The sequence below is a fragment of the Geodermatophilus sp. SYSU D00766 genome (assembly GCF_054049915.1).
In genome coordinates this window covers 43,833-63,456 of the sequence record NZ_JBJGYI010000031.1, presented here as the reverse complement: position 1 = coordinate 63,456, position 19,624 = coordinate 43,833, and the positions used below count along the sequence as shown (strand labels likewise).

Sequence of the window (19,624 nt, the reverse complement as noted above, 5' to 3'; positions counted from 1 at the left end):
CCCCCCCCCCCGCCCCCCCCCCCCCGCCCCCCCCCCCCCCCCGCCCCCCCCCCCCCCCCCCGCCCCCCCCGCCCCCCCCCCCCCCCCCCCCCCCCCCCCCCCCCCCCCCCACGACGGTGGGCCGGACGGCGGCGCAGGTGAGCCGGCCGCGGTCCGGGTAGGGCGGTCCGGTGGAGCGGTCGGTCACCGTCGCGGTCGACGACGACCTGCGGCCCCTGCTGCCGGCCCGGGACCGCGCGGCCGGCCGGCGGGTGCTCGCCGCCGACCCCGACGCGACCGTCGGCCACCTGGTGCAGGCCGCCGGCGTCCCGCTGACCGAGGTGGGCGAGCTGCTCGTCGACGGCGTCCCGGTGTGCCGGGGGGCCCGGCCGCCGCCGGGTGCGACGGTCGCCGTCCGTCCCGTCCGGCGGCCGCAGCCGCTGCCGGCCGGCGGCTTCCTCCTCGACGTCGGCCTGGGGGCGCTGGCGCGGCGGATGCGGCTGCTCGGCCTGGACACCGCCTGGTCGCCCGAGGCCCGCGCCCCCGACGCCGACGACGCCGAGCTGGTGGCGGCCGCCGTCGCCGGGGACCGGGTGCTGCTCACCCAGGACCGTGGCCTGCTCATGCGCCGCGCGCTGCCGGCCGGGGCCTGGGTGCGCGGCGCGACGCCGGACGAGCAGCTCGCCGACGTCCTCGACCGCTTCCGGCCGCCGCTGGCCCCGCTCACCCGCTGCCCGGCGTGCAACGGCGTGCCGGGTGCGGTGCCGCCCGCCGAGGTGGCCGCCCTCGTGGAACCGGGGACGCGGCGCACCGCCACGGAGTTCACCCGCTGCCCGGACTGCGGGCGGGCCTACTGGCGCGGCGCCCACGCCCGGCGCATCGACGAGCTCGTGGCCCGCGCGCGCCGGCTCACCGGCAGCCGACAGCGCGACGACGGCCCGTAGGGGCCACGCGGGTCGGCCCCGCCGCGTCAGCCGGGCCGGCAGGACGAGGGGGTCCGCCCGGCCCGACGGCGAGCTCCGCGGCGCGCACCGCCACCGCCACTGCCAGGCTCGTCGTCCCGGCGTCCTGAGCACCCGCGGGCCGCGGGACCGCCCGCGGCCCCGGGACGGCCAGGCGAGCCTCACCTCGGCCCCCGCGGGCCACGTCCTGGCCCTCCCGTGACACCGCCGGTGGGCAGGAGCACCGACGACCCCACCGCGCACCGCCCGTCCCCCTGCGAGGCCCGCCGTGTACCTGTCGAAGACCGAGGCCGCCGTCCTGCCGACGACGCTGGTCGGCACCCCGAGGACCCCACCCCCGCCGGCGACCGGCCGGCGGCGGCTCTGGCCGCTGCTCGGCCCGGCCTTCGTCGCCGCCGTCGCCTACGTCGACCCCGGCAACTTCGCCACCAACTTCTCCGGCGGCGCCTCCTTCGGCTACACGCTGCTGTGGGTGATCGTCGCGGCCAACCTCATGGCGATGCTCATCCAGAGCCTCACCGCCAAGCTCGGCCTGGCCACCGGGCGCGACCTCGCCACCAACTGCCGCGAGCAGCTCCCCCGCCCGGTCACCTGGGGGCTGTGGGTGCAGGCCGAGGCGGTCGCCATCGCCACCGACCTGGCCGAGATCGTCGGCGGGGCGGTCGCGCTGTACCTGCTGTTGGGGGTGCCGCTGCCGGTGGGCGGGGTCATCACCGCCGTCGTGGCGTTCGTGCTGCTGGCCGCACAGTCGCGCGGGCACCGGCCCTTCGAGCGGGTCATCACCGGGCTGCTGCTGGTCATCGGCCTGGGCTTCGGCTACACGCTGGTCGGCTCCGGCGTCGACCTGGGCGGGCTCGCCGGCGGCCTGGTGCCCACCTTCGCCGGTCCCGACAGCCTGGTGCTGGCCGCCGGCATCCTCGGCGCGACGGTGATGCCGCACGTCATCTACGTGCACTCCGCGCTGACGCCGGGCCGCTACGGCGACGTCGTCACCGCCGGCCGCACCCAGGAGGGACGGCGCCGGCTGCTGCGGGCCCAGCGGATCGACGTCCTGCTGGCCATGGGCCTGGCCGGGCTGGTCAACGCCTCGATGCTGGTCATCGCCGCGCAGCTGTTCACCGGCGACGCCGGTCAGGCCACCTCGCTGGAGGGCGTGCACGCCGGGCTCGGCGAGCAGCTCGGCGCCGGCGCCTCCCTCGCCTTCGCCCTCGCGCTGCTGGCCAGCGGGTTCGCCTCGTCGTCGGTGGGCACGCACGCCGGGCAGGTGGTCATGGCGGGGTTCCTGCGGCGCCACGTCCCGGTGCTGGCGCGCCGGCTGATCACCCTGGCCCCGGCGCTGCTGGTGCTCGTCCTCGGCGGTGACCCGACCACCGCGCTGGTGTGGTCGCAGGTGGTGCTCAGCTTCGGCATCCCCTTCGCGCTGGTGCCGCTGCTGTGGCTGACCAGCCGGCGCGACCTGATGGGCGGCTGGGTGAACCGGCCGGTCACGACCGCCGCGGGCGCCGTCGTGGCCGCGCTGATCATCGGCCTCAACGGCCACCTGCTGCTGGGCTTCGTGCTGGGGTGACCCGCCGCCAGCTCCCCCGCGCCGAGATCGGCGCTCTCGTGGCCATCAGCCGCTGATGGCCACGAGACCGCCGATCTCGCGCGCGTCACGGACGGCTCTCGGCGCCGCGGGCGAGCTCGGCGGTGGCCCGGACGTCGTCGGCGATCACCGGCCACAGGGCGCGGGGCTCCTCGCTGCCGAGGAGGAGACGATCCTGGCCCGGCGGGCGGACACCCTCGCGCTGGCACGGGAGTCCGACCCGATCCCCGTCAGCGAGGCGGTCATGAGCTCCTGGGCACGCCTGGTCGTCGACTGCCGCCGCGCGGGCGTCCACCGCACGGTCACGCTCACCGACGCCCTCGTCGCGGCCACCGCGGTCGTGCACGGGCTGCCCGTCGTGACGCAGGACGAGGACGTCGACCGGATCGCGGCCGCCCACTCCCCGCTCCGCGTCCTCAGGGTCTGACGACGGCCCGCCCGAGCGTCCCGGTCAGATGCGGGTCGACCAGGTGGACAGCCCGCCGGCGCGGCGGAAGCCGAGCGCCTCGTTGACCGCGACCATCGGCCGGTTGGTGTCGGAGTTGTAGGTGCTGATCCGCCGGACCGCCGGCAGCGTGGCGGCGAGCTCGCGCAGGACGGCGGTCTTCACGCGCGCGCCGAGGCGGTGCCCGCGGTGCTCGCGCAGCACCAGCGTGCCGCCCTGGTTCGCGCGTTCGGGGTGCGCCAGCGGCACGAGCAGCTCGGTGAAGGCCACCAGCCGGCCGTCCCGCACCGCGCCGGCCGAGAGCACCGTGCGGCCGCGGGCCAGGTCGACGTCCTCCTGCTCGCGCACCCGCGCGGCGTCCCAGTCCTCCTCGTCGACCGGCACGTCCCCGCTGGGCGCGTCGGTCGACATCCGGCGGCTGAGCAGCGCCCGGTCGGCCAGGAGGTCCTCGGGTGTCCGGTCCCGCCAGGTGACCACCTCGTAGCCGGCGCCGGCGGCCGCCGCCTCGGCCTCCAGGGCCGACAACCGCTCCTCGTCCACCGGGAGCAGCAGGTCGCGCCGGGTCTCCTGCAGGTCGCACGCCCAGCCGGACGCCAGGGCGAAGGCGCGCCCGGGAGTGCCCGGCCCGGGCTCGTCGACCTCGGCGACGAGCGACGAGCGCCCGGCCGCCGCGGCCAGCCGGACCCCCTCCGCCAGCAGCGCGGTGCCGACGCCCCGGCGGCGGGCGGCGGGGTGCACGGCCAGGTCGAGGAAGGCGACGGAGGTGTTGTCCCGCACCGGCAGCAGCACCCGCAGCGCGCCGACGACGGCACCGTCGACCACCGCGGCCCGGTGGGTGCCCACCCGCGAGCCGCCAGGGGTGGTCAGCCGCCGGGCCAGGGCGAGGTGGTCGGAGGCCGGCCGCGGCGCCTCGCCGGGACGGGCGGCACGCTGGCTCTCCGCCCACACCGCGCACCAGGCGGTGAAGCGCCCGTCGTCCGGGCCGGTCTCCACGATGTCCACGCCTGAGCCTGACCGGCGGCGCAACCGCGTTTCCGGCTCAGGCGGGCCAGATGCCGGCGAAGTGGTGCACCGGGCCGGAGCCGGAGCCGACGCCCAGCGACCGCCCGCCCTCCAGCATGCGCTGCAGGTGGTCCCGCGCCTGCTCCACCGCCGGCTCCCAGCGCGCCGGGCCACCCACGCCCCGGGCCACCAGCGCGGCGATCGCCGAGGACAGCGTGCAGCCGGTGCCGTGCGTGGCCGAGGTGTCGATCCGCGGCCGCGCGATCGGCACCACGCCGTCGGCGGTGGCCAGCACGTCGACGCTCTCGTCCCCGCCGAGGTGGCCGCCCTTGAGCAGCACCGCGCCGGGGCCGAGCTCGAGCAGCGCCTCGGCCTGGCCGGGCAGCTCGTCGACCGACCGGGCCGGGGCGACGCCGAGCAGGGCGGCGGCCTCGGGCACGTTCGGCGTCACCAGGTCGGCCACCGGCAGCAGCACGTCGCGCACGGCGACGACGGCGTCGTCGTCGACCAGCCGGTCGCCGCTGGTGGCCACCATGACCGGGTCGACGACGACCGGCCCGGCCGCCCGGCCGGCCAGCGCGGCCGCCACCTCGCGGACGACGTCGGCGGTGCCGAGCATGCCGGTCTTGGCCGCGTGCACCGTCACGTCGTCGAGCAGCGTGGCGAGCTGCTCGGCCACGAACGCCGCGGGCACCGGGTGCACGCCGGTGACGCCGCGGGTGTTCTGCGCGGTGAGCGCGGTGAGCACGGCGGTGCCGTAGGCGCCCAGCGCGCCGAAGGTCTTGAGGTCGGCCTGGATGCCCGCGCCGCCGCTGGGGTCGCTGCCCGCCACGGTCAGCGCCACGGGGGTCACCGGCGCGCCTCCCGCAGGGCGCGCGCGGCCGCGGTGGGGTCGGGCGCGGCGCAGATCGCCGAGACCACGCAGATCCCGTCGACACCGGTGACCAGCGCGGCCCGGTCGGAGGAGATCCCGCCGATCGCCACCGACCGCAGCCCGGCCGCCGCCGCCTCCGCCGCCAGCGCCGCGACGCCCTCGGGCCCGAGCCCGGTGCCGGCGTCGGGCTTGGTCGGGGTGGTCCACACCGGCCCGATGCCCACGACGTCGACCGTGCCCGGCGGCAGCGCCAGCGCGACGGCGAGCTCGTCGTCGGACCCGGCCGACAGCCCGAGCAGCCGGTCGGGGCCGATCCGCGCGCGCACCTCGCCCGCGGGGGCGTCGTCCTGGCCCACGTGCACGCCGTCGGCCCCGGCCTGCAGCGCGACGTCGACGTCGTCGTTGACGAACAGCGCCACCCCCGTCCCGGCCAGGACCTCCTTCACCGACAGGGTCAGGGCGTACAGCTGCCGGCACGACGCCGTCTTGTCGCGCACCTGCACCGCGGTCACCCCGCCGGCCACCGCCGCGCGGACGACGTCGGGCACGCCGCGGGCGCCGGCCAGCGCGGTGTCGGTGACCAGGTACAGCGTCGGGTCGAACGCCGGCCTCACGCGGTCACCCGTGCCGGGGACAGGTCGGTCACCGCGTCGAGCGCGTCGAGCCAGAGCGGTGCGAACGTGCCCGGCCCGGCGGCGACGGCGGCCGCGGCCTCGGCGGCCAGCGCCACGTGCGCGTGCGCGGCCACCGCGCCGGTGAGCGGGTCGTCGGCGACGGCGACGTAGGCCGCGACCAGGGCGCCGAGGGCGCAGCCGGCACCGGTGGTGCGGGTGAGCAGCGGCGACCCGCCGCCGACCCGCACGGTGCGGGACCCGTCCGTCACGACGTCGACCTCCCCGCTCACGGCCACCACGCCGCCGGTGCGCCCGGCCAGCGCGACGGCGGCGTCGAGCGCGTCGTCGACCTTCGCCGTGGAGTCGACCCCGCGCCCGCCCTCCCCCGCGCCGGCCAGCGCCATGACCTCGCTGGCGTTGCCGCGGACCACCGCCGGCCGCGAGCCCAGCAGCTCGGCGGCGAGCTCCGTGCGGAACGCCAGCCCGCCGACGGCGACCGGGTCGAGCACCCAGGGCGTGCCGGCGCCCGCGGCCGACCGGGCAGCCAGCCGCATCGCCTCGGCGGTGCGCCGGTTGACGGTGCCGACGTTGACCAGCACCGCCGAGGCGACGGCGGCGAAGCCCTCGGCCTCGGCCGGCTCGTCGACCATCGCCGGTGCCGCGCCGACGGCCAGCAGCGCGTTGGCGGTGAGCGTCTGCACGACCGTGTTGGTCAGGCAGTGCACCAGCGGGGCGGCGCCGGGCAGTGCGCTGCGGGCAGCGGTCAGAGCAGTGGCGTCCATCGCCGTGACATCCCTTCGCCAGCATGACCTGGACAGGTTCGGCGGGTGTGTTCTCAGCCCGCTCGCCAGAGCGGACACCCCGAGTCACTCGGCGGCGACGGTACCCCTCCCGCGCGGTGCCGCGCCGGGGTCCCAGGCGGCGTCGAAGAAGCCGAGCTCCAGCTCCATCGCCCGCCGGTAGGCCCGCCGCACCGCCGGGGTGTCGGCGGCCAGGCGGTCCAGCAGCGCCTCCAGCGTCGCGGCCAGCTCCTCGAAACCGGCGTCGGCGTAGGTGTCGACCCACTCCCGGTAGGGCCCGGCCGCGGAGCCGGCCAGCGCCTGCCCGAGGTGCGCGTAGAGCCGCATGCACGGCGTCATGGCCGCCGCCACCTCCCCGAGGTCGCCCAGGACTGCGGTGGCCAGCAGGAACTCGGTGTAGGCGAGCGTGGCCGGCGCCGGCTCGACGTCGGCCAGGTCCACGCCCCACCGCGCCGCGTAGCCCTCGTGCAGCCGCAGCTCGTCGCGGACGCCGGCGAGCAGGTCGGCGAACGCCGCCAGGGTCGCGCGGTCGCGGCTGTGCGCCACCCCGAGCGCGTAGGCGCGGGCGAAGGCCTCGAGGAAGAACGCGTCCTGGGCGACGTAGCCGGCGAACCGCTCGCGCGCCAGCGTCCCGTCGCCGATCCCGGTGACGAACGGGTGCCCGGCGGCGGCCGCGGCGAGGTCGGCGCTGCCGGCCCACAGCTGCGCCGACAGGGTCACCGCGCCATCCCCCAGAACGCCTCCTCCGCGGCGGCCACCTCGAGGAACACCGTCTCGTCGGCCGGGCCGGCGTCGTCGGCGGCGGCCTGCAGCCCGGCGACGTAGGAGGCGAACCCGGGCACGGTCCAGTGCTCGACGAACGGGCGGTACTGCTCCGCTCCCGGCCGCGCCGACCACCAGGCGTCGAGGTAGGCCCGCTCCACCGCCCACAGCGCGGTCAGCGCGGTGCCGACGTCGGCGGCGTCGAGCCGGTAGAGCAGGTCCCCGTAGGCGATGGTGGCCGGCAGGCGCGGCGCGGCGAGGTCCAGGCCGCGCTCCTCGGCGACCCGGGCGAACCAGTCCAGCTCCTCCACCAGCGACACGCACCCGGCGGCCAGCACCGCCTGCGCCGGGCGCGGGGCGCGGGCCAGCAGCCGGGCCTGGAAGCGCAGCAGGTCGGCGAGGAACCAGGCGTCCTGCACCAGCCAGGTGTCGAACGCGGCCGGCGGCAGCGTGCCGTCGCGGACGGCGTCGAGGAAGGGGGCACGGGTGGCTCGGCCCCACGCGTCGGCGTGGCGGACGAGCAGGTCGGCGACCGGCACGGCGGCCGACCCTACGGGGTGGCTATGGTGGCCGCGCCACGTGCGGGAGCTCGGGTCGACCGGGCTGAGAGGGCGGCTGGACGCGCCGCCGACCGCTGGAACCTGACCGGGTAATGCCGGCGTAGGGAGCGAGCATGAGCGCGGCGGACCCCGTCCGTACCGACGTCGTCGGCACCCCCGAGGCGCCCCTGACCCTCGACGGCGCGCCGCCGCGCACCCTGGGCCTGGCCGACACCCTCGGCCTGTGGGCCAACCTCGGCGTCAGCCTGCTGCTGCCGGTGGCAGCGGTGTTCGTCGTCCTGCCGGGGCGGCCGCTGTGGGTCACCGTCGCCGCGATCGTCGTCGGCGCGGTGGTCGGCTCGGCGCTGCTGGGGGCGGTCGCCGCGGCCGGCGCGCGGGAGAGCGTGCCGGGGATGGTGCTGCTGCGCGGGCTGCTGGGCCGCCGCACGTCCTGGCTGCCGACGGCGTTCAACCTCGTGCAGTGCGTCGGCTGGGCGACGTTCGAGATCGTCGTCATCGCCGAGGCCGCCTCCCGGGTGCTCGGCGCGCCGCGCTGGCCGTTCGTCCTCGCCGCGGGGCTGCTGGCGACCGCGATGGCGCTGCGGCCCCTCGGCGTCGTCCGGGTGCTGGCCCGGTACGCGGTGTGGGCGGCGCTGGCCGCCGTCGGCTACCTGTTCGTGCAGGTGCTCGCCGAGCCGCTGCCGCCGATAGGGGGCGGCGGGGCGACGTCGTTCTGGACGGCGGCCGACGTCGTGATCGCGCTGCCGGTCTCCTGGGTGCCGCTGGCCGCCGACTACACCCGGCACGTGCGCAGCGCCCGCGCGGCGGGGGTCGGGTCGGCGGTCGGCTACGGGCTGGCCACCGTGGTGATGTTCGTGCTCGGCGTGCTGGCGCTGGCCGCCTACGGCAGCGCCGGGCTCGACGTCGTCGACGCGCTGCTGGCCGTCCCGCTGGGCGCGCTGGCGGTGCTCGTGCTGGTCGCCGTGGAGCTCGACGAGGCCTTCGCCAACCTCTACTCCACCGCGGTGTCGGCGCAGAACGTCGTCGCGCGGCTGGACCGGCGGGTGCTCGCGGGCGCCGTGGGCACGCTCGCCACGCTGCTCGCCCTCTCCCTCGACGTCGCCGCCTACGAGCCGTTCCTCTTCCTCATCGGCGCGGTGTTCGTCCCGCTGGCCGGCGTGCTGGTCGTGGCCTACTGGACCACCCCGCGCGGGCGCTGGGACACCTCCGACACCGCCCCGGCCCGGCCGCTGTACCTGCTGCCGTGGCTGGCCGGGTTCGTCGCCTACCAGCTCACGCTGCCCACCTGGTTCCCCGGCCCGGGCGCCGGCTGGACGGCGTGGTGGACCGCGCGGCAGGCCGACCTGGGCATCGACCCGGCCAACGGCTGGTCGGCGTCGCTGGTGGGGCTCGCCGTCGCCGTGGCGCTCACCGTGCCGGTGACGCTCGCCGCCCGCCGCCGGTGACCGACGTCGCCGTCGCCGGCGGCGGGCTGGTCGGGCTCGCGGTGGCCTGGCGGGCCGCCCGGCGCGGGCTGTCGGTGACCGTCGCCGACGACGCCCCGGGCGGCGGCGCCTCGGCCGCCGCGGCCGGGATGCTCGCGCCGGTGGCCGAGGTCGGGTACCGCGAGGAGCCGCTGCTGCGGCTGGGCCTGGCCTCGCTGCGCAGCTGGCCGGCGTTCGCCGCCGAGCTGGCGGCCGCGTCGGGGTGGCCGGTGGGGCTGCGCACCGCGGGCACGCTGGTGGTCGGCCTCGGCGAGGACGACGCCGGCGAGCTCGACGCCCTGCACGCCTTCCAGCGCGAGCTCGGCCTGGCCGCGCGGCGGCTGACCCCGCGCGAGGCCCGCCGCCGGGAGCCGGCGCTGGGCACCCGGGTGCGCGGCGGGCTGCTGGTCGAGGGCGACCACTCCGTGGACGGCCGCGCGGTGCACGCCGCGCTGCTGGCGGCGTGCGCGGCCGCCGGCGTGGGGCTGGTGCGGGAGCGGGTGACCGGGGTCGTGGTCGACGGCGGCCGCGCCGCGGGACTGCGGCTGGCCTCCGGCGCCGTGCTGGCGGCCGGCGCCACGGTGCTCGCGCTCGGCGCGCACAGCGGCGCGCTGCCCGGGGCGCCGGCGCTGCCGGTGCGCCCGGTGAAGGGGCAGGTGCTGCGGCTGGCGGGCGCCGACGGCCTGCTCGCGGGCACGGTGCGCGCGCTGGTGCGCGGCCGACCCGTCTACCTCGTCCCGTACGGCGGGGACCGGCTGGTCGTCGGGGCCACCGTGGAGGACCGCGGCTTCGACGCGCGGGTGACCGCCGGCGCCGTGCACGACCTGCTGCACGACGCCGTCGAGGTCGTCCCGGAGGTCGAGGAGCTGGAGCTGACCGAGACGCTGGCCCGCTTCCGGCCGGGCACGCCGGACAACGCGCCGCTGCTCGGGCCCTCGTCGCTGCCGGGGCTGGTGCTGGCCACCGGTCACCACCGCAACGGCGTGCTGCTCACCCCGGTGACCGCCGAGGCCACCGCCGACCTGCTGGCCACCGGCGCCCTGCCGGAGGTGGCCGCCCCGTTCACCGCCGACCGCTTCGGAGGACCCGAGTGCAGCTGACCGTCAACGGCGACCCGGCCGAGCTGGCCGACGGCGCCACCGTGGCCGACCTCGTCGCCGCCCGGGCCGCCGGGCACGACCGGGTGGCCGTGGCCCGCAACGGCGACGTCGTCCCCCGCAGCAGCTGGGCGGCGACCCGGCTCGTCCCCGGCGACGCCGTCGAGGTGCTCGCCCCGACCGCAGGAGGCTGACGGTGAAGGACCCCCTCGCCCCCCGCCACTCGCGAGCTCGTGGCGGGCCCCTGCACGGGGGCCGAGCGGCCGATGGCGGCGACGTGTTCGAGCTCGGCGGGGTGGCGTTCGGCTCGCGGCTGCTGCTGGGCACCGGCGGGGTGCCCAGCCTCGAGGCGCTGGAGGCCGCCGTCCGCGCCTCGGGCACCGAGCTCGTGACCGTGGCGCTGCGCCGGGTGGAGGCCTCGGCGAGCGGCTCGATGGTGCAGGTGCTCGACCGGGCCGGCGTCCGGCTGCTGCCCAACACCGCCGGCTGCCGCACCGCCCGGGAGGCGGTGCGCACCGCCCGGCTGGCCCGCGAGGCCTTCGGCACCGACTGGGTCAAGCTGGAGGTGATCGGCGACGACGTCACGCTGCTCCCCGACGCCGTCGAGCTGCTCGACGCCGCCGAGCAGCTGGTGGCCGAGGGGTTCACCGTGCTCGCCTACACCACCGACGACCCGGTGCTCGGCCGCCGGCTGGCCGACGCCGGGTGCGCCGCGGTGATGCCGCTGGGCTCGCCGATCGGCAGCGGCCTGGGCATCCGCAACCCGCACGCCATCGCGCTGCTGCGCGAGGCCGTCGACGTCCCGGTCGTCCTCGACGCCGGCATCGGCACCGCCTCCGACGCCGCGCTGGCGATGGAGCTCGGCTGCGACGCGGTGCTGCTGGCCTCGGCGGTGACCCGCGCGCGCGACCCCGAGCGGATGGCGCTGGCCATGCGCTCGGCGGTGGAGGCCGGCCGGCTGGCGCGGCTGGCCGGCCGGATCCCGCGGCGCCTGCACGCGGAGGCCTCGACGTCGCCCGTGGGCCTGCCGGCGCTGTGAGCGGACCGCGCCTGCTCGTCGTCACCGACCGGACGCAGGCGCGCCGCCCGCTGCCCGAGGTGGTGGCCGCGGCCGTGGCGGCCGGCGCCCGCGCGGTCTGGCTGCGGGACAGGGACCTGCCGCGCGCCGACCGGACGGCGCTGGCCGCCGACCTGCGCGCGGTGCTCGCCCCGGTGGGCGGCCTGCTGGTGTGGGGCGGCGCGGACGGCGCCCCGGGCGGCTCGCCCGTGCACCTGTCGGCGGCCGACCCGTTCCCCTCGGTCCGGCCCCCGCTGGTCGGCCGCTCCTGCCACTCGGCCGCCGAGCTGGCCCGCGCCGCGGCGGAGGGCTGCGACTGGGTCACGCTCTCCCCGTTCGCGCCCACCGCGTCCAAGCCCGGGTACGGCCCGGCGCTGGGCACCGCGGGCCTGGCCGCGCTGACCCCGGCCGCTCCCCCGGTGCTGGCGCTCGGCGGCGTGCTCCCGGGCGACGTGGCGGGCTGCCTGGCCGCGGGGGCGTCCGGCGTGGCGCTGATGGGGCCGGTGATGCGCGACCCCGCCCTGGTCGCCCAGTACGTCGCCGCGCTGGCCGGGGTCCCGGGGGTGTGACCTCGGTCCTTCCGTGTTTGGGGACGGCCGGCGCGAGCCATACGCAGGTGTTGGACATCGACGCCCAGCAGTGGGCGGTACGCGCGAGGAGCTGACGGGTGAGACGCGGACCAGCCGTGCCCGGCTGGCCTCCGGCGTCCCCGCCGCCCGCGTGGGACGGGCTGTCCTGGCAGCTCTCCGACGTCGCCGAGCTGCCGCGGGTGCGCGACGAGCTGCGCCGGTCGGAGGAGGTCGACGGCCCGGCCGACCTGCGCGACCGGTTGCTGCTGGTCCTCGACGAGATGGCCTCCAACGCGCTGCGCCACGGCGGGGGGCACGTCGAGGCCGCGGTCCGCCGCACCGGCGACGCCTTCCTGGTGGCCGTGTCCGACGGCGCCGCCGGCACCCCGCCCACGCCCGCCGTCGACCGCGACCCCAGCCGGGGCGGGCTGGGGCTCTACCTGATCGCCGAGCTGTCCACCGCGCACGGCTGGTACGTCGACGGCGACGCCAAGACCGTCTGGGCGGTGCTCCCCCCGGCCTGAGGCGACCCCGTCACCCTTGGGGGTGGAGGCGGATGGCGACGAGGGCGACGTCGTCCTGGAGGCCCTCGGGCTGCAGCCGGGTGACCAGCGCGTCGCACAGCCGCTCCAGCGGCAGGTCGGCGAGCTGGGCCAGCGCGGCGCACAGCCGGTCGGTGCCCTCGTCGAGCAGCAGGTCGCGGCCCTCGACCAGTCCGTCGGTGTAGAGCAGCAGCGTCGAGCCGCGGCGCACCTCCAGCTCCTGGGAGGTGCGGTGCGCGCCGGGGTCGACGCCGAGCATGAGCTGCCCCCGGGCGCCGCCGAGCCGGTGCACCTCGCCCTCGGGGGTGAGCAGCAGCGGCACCGGGTGACCGGCGTTGGACCAGCGCAGCGTCGTCGTCCCGGCGGCGCGCTGCTGCGGCGTCTGCTCCACCCGGGCGACCACCGCGGTGGCCATGGTGTGCAGCCCGAGCGCCTCCATGGCGTCGTCGAGCTCGGCGAGGACGGCGTCGGGCGGGTTGTCGCCGCGGTGGGCGATCCCCCGCAGCATCCCGCGCAGCTGGCCCATCGCCGCGGCGGCCTCGGTGTCGTGCCCGACGACGTCGCCGATCACCAGCACCGTCGACCCGTCGCGCGGCAGGAACGCGTCGTACCAGTCGCCGCCGACCTGGGCGACCTGCACGGCCGGCTGGTAGCGGACGACGATCTCGGCGTCGTCGGGCTGCGGCGGCGCGGTGAGCAGGCTGCGCTGCAGCGCCTCGGCCAGCCGTCGCTGCTGGTCGAACAGCCGCGCGTTGTCCAGCGCGAGCGCGACGCGGTCGGCGACCTCGCGGGCTGCGGCGACGTCCTCGGCGGTGGCGGCGGGCCGGTCGGCGCCGCGGTAGACGCTGAGCGCGCCGAGGGTGCGGCCGCGGGCGAGCAGCGGCAGCGTGACCGCCGTCCGCGGGGCGAGCGCGTCGAAGACCTCGAGCACCTCGCCCTCGGGGAGGGTGGGGCGGACCACTGCCGGGACGTCGGCCACGGTGAGCAGCCGGCCCGACCCCAGCGCCTGCAGCACCGGGGCGTCGGGGGCGATGGAGGCCAGCCGCAGACCGGCGTAGGCGGCGGTCGCCGGGCGCATCGCGGGGTCGGCGTGCCAGCTGGCGACGTCGTGCATCCGGCCGTCGGTGCCGTCGGCCAGGGTGAGGATCGCCCAGTCCCCCAGGACCGGGACGACGGCCTCGGCCACCCGCTGCAGCGCCGCCCGCTCCGCCGCCGCGGAGCCCGGCGTCGCCGACATCAGCGCGCTGACCTCGGCGAGGAGCGTGAGGCGGGCGGCGCTCGCCCGCGCGCGCTCCTCGGCGGCGCGGCGCTCGGTGACGTCGAGGAAGTACACCGACAGGCCGTCGGGCCCGGGCCACGCCCGGACCTCGTACCAGGCGTCCAGCGGCGGCGGGTAGTGGGCGTCGAAGACCCGCTCCTCGCCGCGCTCCATCACCGCGCGGTAGTTGACCTCGAAGTCGCTGCCGACGGCGGCGGGGAAGAGCTCCCACAGGTCGCCGCCGAGCAGCTCGTCGCGGCTGCGGTGCAGCACCCGCTCGGCCTCGGCGTTGACGTAGGTGAACCGCCACGAGCGGTCGAGGGCGAAGAACGCCGACCGCATGGTCTCCAGCACCCGCGAGACGCGGGCGTCGCCCTCGCGCAGCCGGGTGGTGTCGAGGGCGGCACCGAGCAGCCGCACCGCCCGGCCGCGGGAGTCGGCCAGCGCCCGGCCGCGGCCCTGCACCCAGCGGGTGTCGCCGGAGGGCAGCACGACGCGGAACTCCGCCTCGTAGGTGCCGACCGTCTCGACGGCCTCCTGCAGCGCCTGCAGGGTGCGGTCGCGGTCGTCGGGGTGCAGCCGCGCGGCGAAGGCCTCGATCGTCTCGTCGAAGCCGCCGGGCCGGTAGCCGAACAGGGACAGCAGCTGCTCGTCCCAGGCGAGCCGGCCGGTGAGCAGGTCCCAGTCGAAGCTGCCGATGCCGGCGGCGTCGATGGCGAGCTCGAAGCGGAGCCGGCTGACCTCGGCGTCGTCGGGGAGGAGGGACAGCGGCCGGGGCGCCTCACCCGGCGACCCCGGACGCTGCTCGGGGACGGTCACGGGGAGCGGGAGGTCCATTCGTGCGGGGGAGAGCGGCGGTCCGCCGTCCTTTCTCCCATGCCGGGGCGGTGGGAGACAACCGGTGTGCCGGAGTCGACACCCGCCTCCGGCGTGCGGGAGCCCCGGTCCGCGGCCGGCGGACCGGGGCTCCGTCGAGGGCTCAGGCGGCCGGGGTGACCCCGAACTGCGCGAGCCAGTCCTGCACGACCGGGATGTCGACGCGCTGCAGGCCGTCGATGTACCGGCAGTTGCTCGTGTAGCCGTAGCTGGTCACCGTGACGACGTTGCCCGACGGGGCGAAGCTCGGGCCCCCGGAGTCGCCGAAGCAGGTGCCGCCGCCACCGCGGTTGTCGTTCTCGTTGCCGTTGACCTGCAGGATCTGCGCGGTCAGCTTCTGCCCGACGACGTCGGTGTAGCGGCGCACGATCGGGTAGCTCATCGGCGTCGGCTTCTGCGGGCCGGAGTCGGCCTGCCGCACCTCGGTGCCGTAGCCGACGGCGCGGAACGTCGTGGAGTTCAACCGCGGCTGGGCGTACTGGTCGAGCTCGTTCGGGGCGGCCAGCTGCGCCGGCTCGATGCCGGTGACCGGCTCGTCGAGGACGATGACGCCGACGTCGTTCCAGTTCCGCTGGTCGGTGAAGTCCGAGTAGCCCGGGTGGGTCTGCGCGGTGCCGGAGTACCAGTCGGAGCCGTCGGTCTCCTCGCTGCCGGTGTACCCGGCGGCGGGGTCGGCGGCGACCGGCAGCGCGGAGGGCTCGCCCGGTGCGGGCTGGGTGCGGGCGACCTCCCAGTCGAAGGTCACCAGGGTCTTGCCGTCGGTCCCGTCGGTGCAGTGCGCGGCGGTGAGGACGACGGTCGGGCTGACCAGCGTCCCGGAGCAGCGGTACCGGCCGCCGTCGCTGTAGAAGGCCAGCATCCCCACGTTGGAGTACGTGTTCGCGCTGTCCTCGGTGCCCCCGGTGACCGCGCCGGCCGGGGCGGGTGCCACCAGGCCGGCGGTGAGCAGGGCGGCGGCTCCGGCGAGCACCGCCTTCGTGCGTGCGTGCATCCTCGTCCTCTCCGTCGTCGGGCCGCCGGACCGCGACCCCACGGAGGGCAACGAACCCTGTACCGACCGGATCCGCAACTCGGGGGGCCCGGAACGCCGGACGGGCGCCCCGGGAGCGAGCCGGCCGGCTGCCGGTCCGACGCTCCTGGGGCGCCCGTCGAGGCCGTGGTCCCTCCCACCCCGGGCTCCCGGGACGGCGTCCTGCGGTCTCCCTCGTCGCGGCGCCGGGCCGGGACCGCGTCCCGGTCCGGCGAGCGTCTCCCTCGGGCGGCCGGTGGGGCCGGCGCCGTCCTGGCCAGGTCGTGCCGGTCAGAGACCCGGGGACGACGGGGTGGGTCGTCCTGCGCCGGGCACCGGCAGGGCCTGGGTCCTCGTCCGCGGGCGCTGCCGGGGTCGCCGTCCCGCGTCGCGTCCGGGCCTCCCGGGAGAGTCCGCGCGCTGCACCCGGGTCGGGTCAGTCGGCGGGAGGTCGAGGCCGGATCGTCGTGCGGTGCGGTCTGCCGGCGGCGGGGCGGTGCCGCGGGAGGGCCAGGGGTGGGCCGTGGAGGCCGGGAGGGAACTGCTCGGGGAGCGGGCCGTCGGTCCGGCCACCCGCGGGGGGACGGGGGTGGCCGGGCCCGTCGGGCTCGGTCGACGAGGGGAGCGGACGCGCGACGTCCTGGGAGGAGGAGGCGCGGGGGATCAGTCGGGAGCCGGTGGGGGCCGGGGCGAGCCCCGGGCCCGGTGCACGGCCGGGTCGCCCCGGGTCCGCACCGCACCGGCGAGGGACACCGGTGGGTCGGGCGCCCGCGCCCGCGAGGAGCCCGGCGCCGGGCGCAGCGGCCAGCCCGCGGGGGCCAGCGCCGGCGCCGCCCGGCGCGGGGCGGGGACCGGCCGGGCGGCGCCGGCCGGAGGAGACGCCGCGGTGGGGGAAGACACCGCGGGCCTGACCGTGGGGGTGCTCGGCAGCTCGGTGAGCACCACGGGCCCGTTCGCGACGGGAGCGGGGGCCGGCCGCCGGGGGGCGCCCCAGGCGAGGTGCGCACCGTCGGGACCGGCGCCCCAGAGCGCCAGGCGGCGCACCAGACCGGGGCCGGCCGGCGGGACGACGACCGGCGGGGTCGGCCACGCGGCGTGGGCGCCGTCGGGACCGGCGCCCCACAGGGCCAGGCGGCGGACCGTCGCGCGGAGGCGCGCCCCCAGCCGGGAGCCGGGAGCGGGCCGGGCCGCCGCGGACGCCGGGACCGGGGGCACCGCGGGGAGCACGGCGGGGGTCGCCGCGGCCGCCGAGGGGCGTGGCCGCGGCGCGGGCACCGGGCGGGCCACCGGCAGCGGACGCAGCGCCCGCCGGGCGACCGGGTGCCGCGTGGCGGCGGCCCGGACCGGGCGACGGCGGCGCGGCGGGGAGCCGGCGCGCTCGAGCAGGTCGAGGAGGCCGGTCAGCGGCCGGTCGTCCGGCAGCACGGCCGGCGCCGCAGCCGGAGCCGGGACCGGACGCGAGGCCGCCCGCGCCACCGGTCGCGACACCGGCGGGGACACCGGCGGCAGGGGGGCCGACCACAGGGCGGCTGCCCGGTCGATCGCCATGCCGGCCTCCTCGGGGGGTCTGTGTCCGCAGCCGGGGAAGGTGCTGCGGACGAGGAGAACGGTAGGGACCGCGGGCCTCGCGGACGGCTCGTCGGGACACGTCCTGGAGGCCCCGTGACGCAACCGTTGTGCGGCTCTGACCTGCGCGTTGGTGACCGTGTGCTGCCGGCGAGCACTTGTCGACAGGTCGGCGGCCACCGAGCGTGGGACCGCCCCGCCGGGCCCGCGGTCACCCCGGGACGCGCCCCGGCGCGCCCGGCGTGTCGGACCCGTCCCGGAACCGGCCGGTCCGGTTGCCGGCGTCAACGAGCCTGCCCAGACTCGATCGGTGACCGAGCCGTCCCCCACCGGGGCCACCGCAGCGTCCACCGCCCCGTCCCCGGCTCCGTCCACCGCGACGGCCCCGGCCGGCACCGGCGAGCCCGGGACGAAGCTGCGCCGCGCGGTCACCGGCCCGCTGCTCTACCTGTTCATCCTCGGCGACGTCCTCGGGGCCGGCGTCTACGCGCTCGTCGGCGCGGTGGCCGCGGAGGTGGGCGGCGCCATCTGGGTGCCGCTGCTCGTGGCGCTGCTGCTGGCGCTGCTCACCGCCGCCTCCTACGCCGAGCTGGTCACCAAGTACCCGCGGGCGGGCGGGTCGGCGGTCTTCGCCGAGCGCGCCTTCCGCTCCCCCGTCGTGGCGTTCCTCGTCGGCTTCTGCATGCTCGCCGCCGGTGTCACCAGCGCCGCAGGGCTCGCGCTGGCCTTCGCCGGCGACTACCTCGGCGTCTTCCTCGACGTGCCCGCCGCCCCGGCCGCGCTGGTGTTCCTGCTCGCCGTGGCACTGCTCAACGCCCGCGGCATCCAGGAGTCGCTGCGCGCCAACCTGGTGATGACGCTGGTGGAGACCTCCGGGCTGGTGCTCGTCGTCGTCCTCGGCGCGGTGGTGCTGTTCGGCGGCGACGGCGAGCCGGCCCGGGCGCTGGAGTTCCCGCCCGGGGTGTCCGCGGCGACGGCGGTGCTCTCGGCGGCGCTGCTGGCCTACTACTCCTTCGTCGGCTTCGAGACGTCGGCCAACCTCGCCGAGGAGGTCCGCGACGTCCGGCGGGTCTACCCCCGGGCCCTGTTCGGTGCGCTGCTCACCGCCGGCCTGGTCTACGTGCTGGTCGGCATCGCCGCCGCCGTGGTGCTGCCGCCGGAGGAGCTGGCCGGGTCCACCGGGCCGCTGCTGGAGGTGGTCCGCGCCGCCGACGCCGGCATCCCCGACCGGCTGTTCAGCCTGGTCGCACTGGTCGCCGTCGCCAACGGCGCGCTGCTCACCCTGATCATGGCCAGCCGCATGGCCTACGGGCTGGCCGAGCAGCGGCTGCTGCCCGCCGTCCTCGGCCGGGTGCTCCCGCGGCGGCGGACGCCGTGGGTGGCGATCGCGGTCACCACCGCCGTCGCGATGGGGCTCAGCCTCGCCGGCGACCTCGCCACGCTGGCCAGCACCGTGGTGCTCCTGCTGCTGTTCGTTTTCCTGAGCACCAACACCGCCGTGCTGGTGCTGCGGCGCGACCGGGTCGAGGCGCCGCACTTCCGGACGCCGCTGGTGCTGCCGGTGCTCGGCATCGCCTCCTGCCTGCTGCTGCTGTGGCAGCAGGAGGCCCGCACCTGGGCCTTCGCCGGGGTGCTGCTGGCCGTCGGGCTGCTGCTCTACGCGGTGACGGCGCTGCCGCGGCGGCGGGCCGAGGCGCGCCAGGGGACGGCGGTCAGCCGACCCGGCGCCTGATCGCCGCCGCGAGCCGGTCGGCGGCCCCGCCGTCGGTGGTGAGGAAGAGGCTGGGCTCGGTGAGCTCGACCTCGATCACCTGCGGGTCGCCGTCCTCGCCGGGGACCAGGTCGACGCGGGCGTAGAGCGGCGTGCGCCCGGTCCGCTCGGCCACCCAGGCCAGCACCCGGTCGCCGATCGCCCGCTGGGCCGCCGTCGCCGTGCGGGAGGTGATCTCCTCCTCGGCGTAGAGCCCCTCGCCGAGCGGCCCGCCGGCCAGCAGCGCGCCCTTGCCGAACGCGTGGCCGTACGCACCCTCGACGTACACCAGGCCGGTCTCCCCCTCGGCGTCGAGCCGGTCGAGGTAGGGCTGCACCATCACCGCGCGACCGCCGGCGAGGATCCCCTCCGCGGCGGCACGCGCCTGCTCTCGCTCGGCCGGGGAGAAGCGGGCGGTGTCGCGGGCACCGGCCGACACCACCGGCTTGACCACGACGTCGCCGGGCCAGCGCTCCAGCGCGGCGGCCACGTCGCCCGGGACCTCGGCCCAGGCGGTGGGGACGACGGGCACCCCGGCGGCGGCCAGCTCGCGCAGGTAGCGCTTGTCGGTGTTCCAGGTGAGGACGTCGGCGGGGTTGGCCAGCCGGGTCACGGCCTCCACGCGGCGCGCCCAGGCGAGGAACTCCTCGCGCCGCGGCGCGTAGTCCCAGGTGGAGCGGACGACGACGGCGGCCGCGGCGCCCCAGTCGACGCCGTCGTCGGCCCAGTCGGCGGGAGCGGCGGACAGCCCCACGGCGGCCAGGGCGGCGAGCAGCAGCGGCTCGTCCTCGTCCTTCCCGGTGGCGGCGGCACAGCTGGCGAGGAGGACGTCGGGCACGGGCTCGATCCTGCCC

General features: G+C 78.2%; 20 protein-coding genes and 2 riboswitches. Of the genes, 10 read left to right on the top strand and 10 right to left on the bottom strand.

The annotated features are described in order from the left end of the window. Nucleotides 1–170: 170 nt before the first annotated feature. The 3 genes from ACI8AD_RS19165 (at nucleotide 171) to ACI8AD_RS19155 (ending at nucleotide 2,953) form a co-directional block, all read left to right on the top strand. Nucleotides 171–923 carry a Mut7-C RNAse domain-containing protein gene (locus tag ACI8AD_RS19165; RefSeq protein ID WP_456872118.1) on the top strand — a complete coding sequence of 251 codons (753 nt, stop codon included), beginning with the start codon at nucleotides 171–173 and terminating at the stop codon, nucleotides 921–923. A gap of 286 nt (nucleotides 924–1,209) precedes the next feature. After that, nucleotides 1,210–2,508 carry an Nramp family divalent metal transporter gene (locus tag ACI8AD_RS19160; RefSeq protein WP_456872117.1) on the top strand — a complete coding sequence of 433 codons (1,299 nt, stop codon included), beginning with the start codon at nucleotides 1,210–1,212 and terminating at the stop codon, nucleotides 2,506–2,508. A gap of 55 nt (nucleotides 2,509–2,563) precedes the next feature. Beyond that, nucleotides 2,564–2,953: a PIN domain-containing protein gene (locus ACI8AD_RS19155; RefSeq protein WP_456872116.1), complete on the top strand. Its 390-nt coding sequence runs from the start codon at nucleotides 2,564–2,566 to the stop codon at nucleotides 2,951–2,953. Between the two features lie 24 nt (nucleotides 2,954–2,977). On the opposite strand, the gene ACI8AD_RS19150 is transcribed toward ACI8AD_RS19155, so the two are convergent. The 6 genes from ACI8AD_RS19150 to ACI8AD_RS19125 form a co-directional block, all read right to left on the bottom strand. Further along, nucleotides 2,978–3,997: a GNAT family N-acetyltransferase gene (locus ACI8AD_RS19150; protein WP_456872115.1), complete on the bottom strand. Its 1,020-nt coding sequence runs from the start codon at nucleotides 3,995–3,997 to the stop codon at nucleotides 2,978–2,980. Nucleotides 3,998–4,010: 13 nt separating this feature from the next. Beyond that, a complete protein-coding gene (gene thiD / locus ACI8AD_RS19145; protein ID WP_456872114.1) occupies nucleotides 4,011–4,826 on the bottom strand; it encodes a bifunctional hydroxymethylpyrimidine kinase/phosphomethylpyrimidine kinase in 816 nt (271 codons plus the stop codon). Next, nucleotides 4,823–5,461, bottom strand: coding sequence for a thiamine phosphate synthase (thiE, locus tag ACI8AD_RS19140; protein WP_456872113.1), 639 nt, complete (start codon nucleotides 5,459–5,461; stop codon nucleotides 4,823–4,825). The genes thiD and thiE overlap by 4 nt, the downstream gene beginning before the upstream one ends. After that, a complete protein-coding gene (gene thiM, locus ACI8AD_RS19135; protein WP_456872112.1) occupies nucleotides 5,458–6,243 on the bottom strand; it encodes a hydroxyethylthiazole kinase in 786 nt (261 codons plus the stop codon). Before thiM ends, thiE begins: the two co-directional genes overlap by 4 nt. Next, nucleotides 6,237–6,335, bottom strand: a riboswitch (TPP riboswitch). (Overlaps the previous gene by 7 nt.) Then, nucleotides 6,328–6,981 carry a TenA family protein gene (locus tag ACI8AD_RS19130; RefSeq protein WP_456872111.1) on the bottom strand — a complete coding sequence of 218 codons (654 nt, stop codon included), beginning with the start codon at nucleotides 6,979–6,981 and terminating at the stop codon, nucleotides 6,328–6,330. It overlaps the preceding riboswitch by 8 nt. Then, complete coding sequence (locus ACI8AD_RS19125) at nucleotides 6,978–7,562, bottom strand: thiaminase II/PqqC family protein (protein ID WP_456872110.1); 585 nt, start codon at nucleotides 7,560–7,562, stop codon at nucleotides 6,978–6,980. Before ACI8AD_RS19125 ends, ACI8AD_RS19130 begins: the two co-directional genes overlap by 4 nt. Before the next feature lie 37 nt (nucleotides 7,563–7,599). Next, a riboswitch (TPP riboswitch) is annotated at nucleotides 7,600–7,698 on the top strand. Here ACI8AD_RS19125 and ACI8AD_RS19120 point away from each other — a divergent pair. From ACI8AD_RS19120 to ACI8AD_RS19095, 6 genes are all read left to right on the top strand, one after another. Beyond that, a complete protein-coding gene (locus tag ACI8AD_RS19120; RefSeq protein ID WP_456872109.1) occupies nucleotides 7,697–9,028 on the top strand; it encodes a purine-cytosine permease family protein in 1,332 nt (443 codons plus the stop codon). It overlaps the preceding riboswitch by 2 nt. Next, nucleotides 9,025–10,146, top strand: a complete 1,122-nt coding sequence (thiO, locus tag ACI8AD_RS19115; protein ID WP_456872108.1) for a glycine oxidase ThiO — start codon at nucleotides 9,025–9,027, stop codon at nucleotides 10,144–10,146. Before ACI8AD_RS19120 ends, thiO begins: the two co-directional genes overlap by 4 nt. Next, the gene (thiS, locus tag ACI8AD_RS19110; protein ID WP_456872107.1) at nucleotides 10,137–10,337 is read left to right on the top strand and encodes a sulfur carrier protein ThiS; all 201 of its coding nucleotides are present in this window, start codon (nucleotides 10,137–10,139) and stop codon (nucleotides 10,335–10,337) included. Before thiO ends, thiS begins: the two co-directional genes overlap by 10 nt. Before the next feature lie 83 nt (nucleotides 10,338–10,420). Continuing rightward, a complete protein-coding gene (locus ACI8AD_RS19105; RefSeq protein ID WP_456872106.1) occupies nucleotides 10,421–11,182 on the top strand; it encodes a thiazole synthase in 762 nt (253 codons plus the stop codon). Continuing rightward, the gene (locus ACI8AD_RS19100; protein WP_456872105.1) at nucleotides 11,179–11,769 is read left to right on the top strand and encodes a thiamine phosphate synthase; all 591 of its coding nucleotides are present in this window, start codon (nucleotides 11,179–11,181) and stop codon (nucleotides 11,767–11,769) included. Before ACI8AD_RS19105 ends, ACI8AD_RS19100 begins: the two co-directional genes overlap by 4 nt. A 98-nt stretch (nucleotides 11,770–11,867) precedes the next feature. After that, nucleotides 11,868–12,293, top strand: coding sequence for an ATP-binding protein (locus ACI8AD_RS19095; protein WP_456872104.1), 426 nt, complete (start codon nucleotides 11,868–11,870; stop codon nucleotides 12,291–12,293). 10 nt (nucleotides 12,294–12,303) lie between these two features. Here the strand turns inward: ACI8AD_RS19095 and ACI8AD_RS19090 are convergent, their stop codons facing one another. From ACI8AD_RS19090 to ACI8AD_RS19080, 3 genes are all read right to left on the bottom strand, one after another. After that, nucleotides 12,304–14,406: a SpoIIE family protein phosphatase gene (locus ACI8AD_RS19090; RefSeq protein ID WP_456872103.1), complete on the bottom strand. Its 2,103-nt coding sequence runs from the start codon at nucleotides 14,404–14,406 to the stop codon at nucleotides 12,304–12,306. 142 nt (nucleotides 14,407–14,548) lie between these two features. Then, on the bottom strand, nucleotides 14,549–15,436 hold the full coding sequence (locus tag ACI8AD_RS19085) for a S1 family peptidase (protein ID WP_456872102.1): 888 nt from the start codon (nucleotides 15,434–15,436) through the stop codon (nucleotides 14,549–14,551). Nucleotides 15,437–16,117: 681 nt separating this feature from the next. Beyond that, entirely contained in the window at nucleotides 16,118–17,002 is an 885-nt protein-coding gene (locus tag ACI8AD_RS19080) for a hypothetical protein (protein ID WP_456872101.1), read from the bottom strand. A gap of 328 nt (nucleotides 17,003–17,330) precedes the next feature. On the opposite strand from ACI8AD_RS19080, the gene ACI8AD_RS19075 reads away from it, so the two are divergent. After that, nucleotides 17,331–18,752, top strand: coding sequence for an APC family permease (locus ACI8AD_RS19075; protein WP_456872100.1), 1,422 nt, complete (start codon nucleotides 17,331–17,333; stop codon nucleotides 18,750–18,752). Here ACI8AD_RS19075 and ACI8AD_RS19070 read toward each other — a convergent pair. Next, nucleotides 18,733–19,608 (bottom strand): ATP-grasp domain-containing protein, encoded by an 876-nt coding sequence (locus ACI8AD_RS19070; protein WP_456872099.1) that lies wholly within the window; start codon nucleotides 19,606–19,608, stop codon nucleotides 18,733–18,735. The genes ACI8AD_RS19075 and ACI8AD_RS19070 overlap by 20 nt on opposite strands. Between the last annotated feature and the right edge of the window lie 16 nt (nucleotides 19,609–19,624).

Excerpts from the sequence above, each read along its gene's own strand:
- ACI8AD_RS19155 (WP_456872116.1), top strand. The coding sequence starts at position 2,564 with ATGGCCACGAGACCGCCGATCTCGCGCGCGTCACGGACGGCTCTCGGC.
- ACI8AD_RS19120 (WP_456872109.1), top strand. The coding sequence starts at position 7,697 with ATGAGCGCGGCGGACCCCGTCCGTACCGACGTCGTCGGCACCCCCGAG.
- ACI8AD_RS19090 (WP_456872103.1), bottom strand. The coding sequence starts at position 14,406 with ATGGACCTCCCGCTCCCCGTGACCGTCCCCGAGCAGCGTCCGGGGTCG.
- ACI8AD_RS19085 (WP_456872102.1), bottom strand. The coding sequence starts at position 15,436 with ATGCACGCACGCACGAAGGCGGTGCTCGCCGGAGCCGCCGCCCTGCTC.
- ACI8AD_RS19080 (WP_456872101.1), bottom strand. The coding sequence starts at position 17,002 with ATGGCGATCGACCGGGCAGCCGCCCTGTGGTCGGCCCCCCTGCCGCCG.
- thiM (WP_456872112.1), bottom strand. The coding sequence starts at position 6,243 with ATGGACGCCACTGCTCTGACCGCTGCCCGCAGCGCACTGCCCGGCGCC.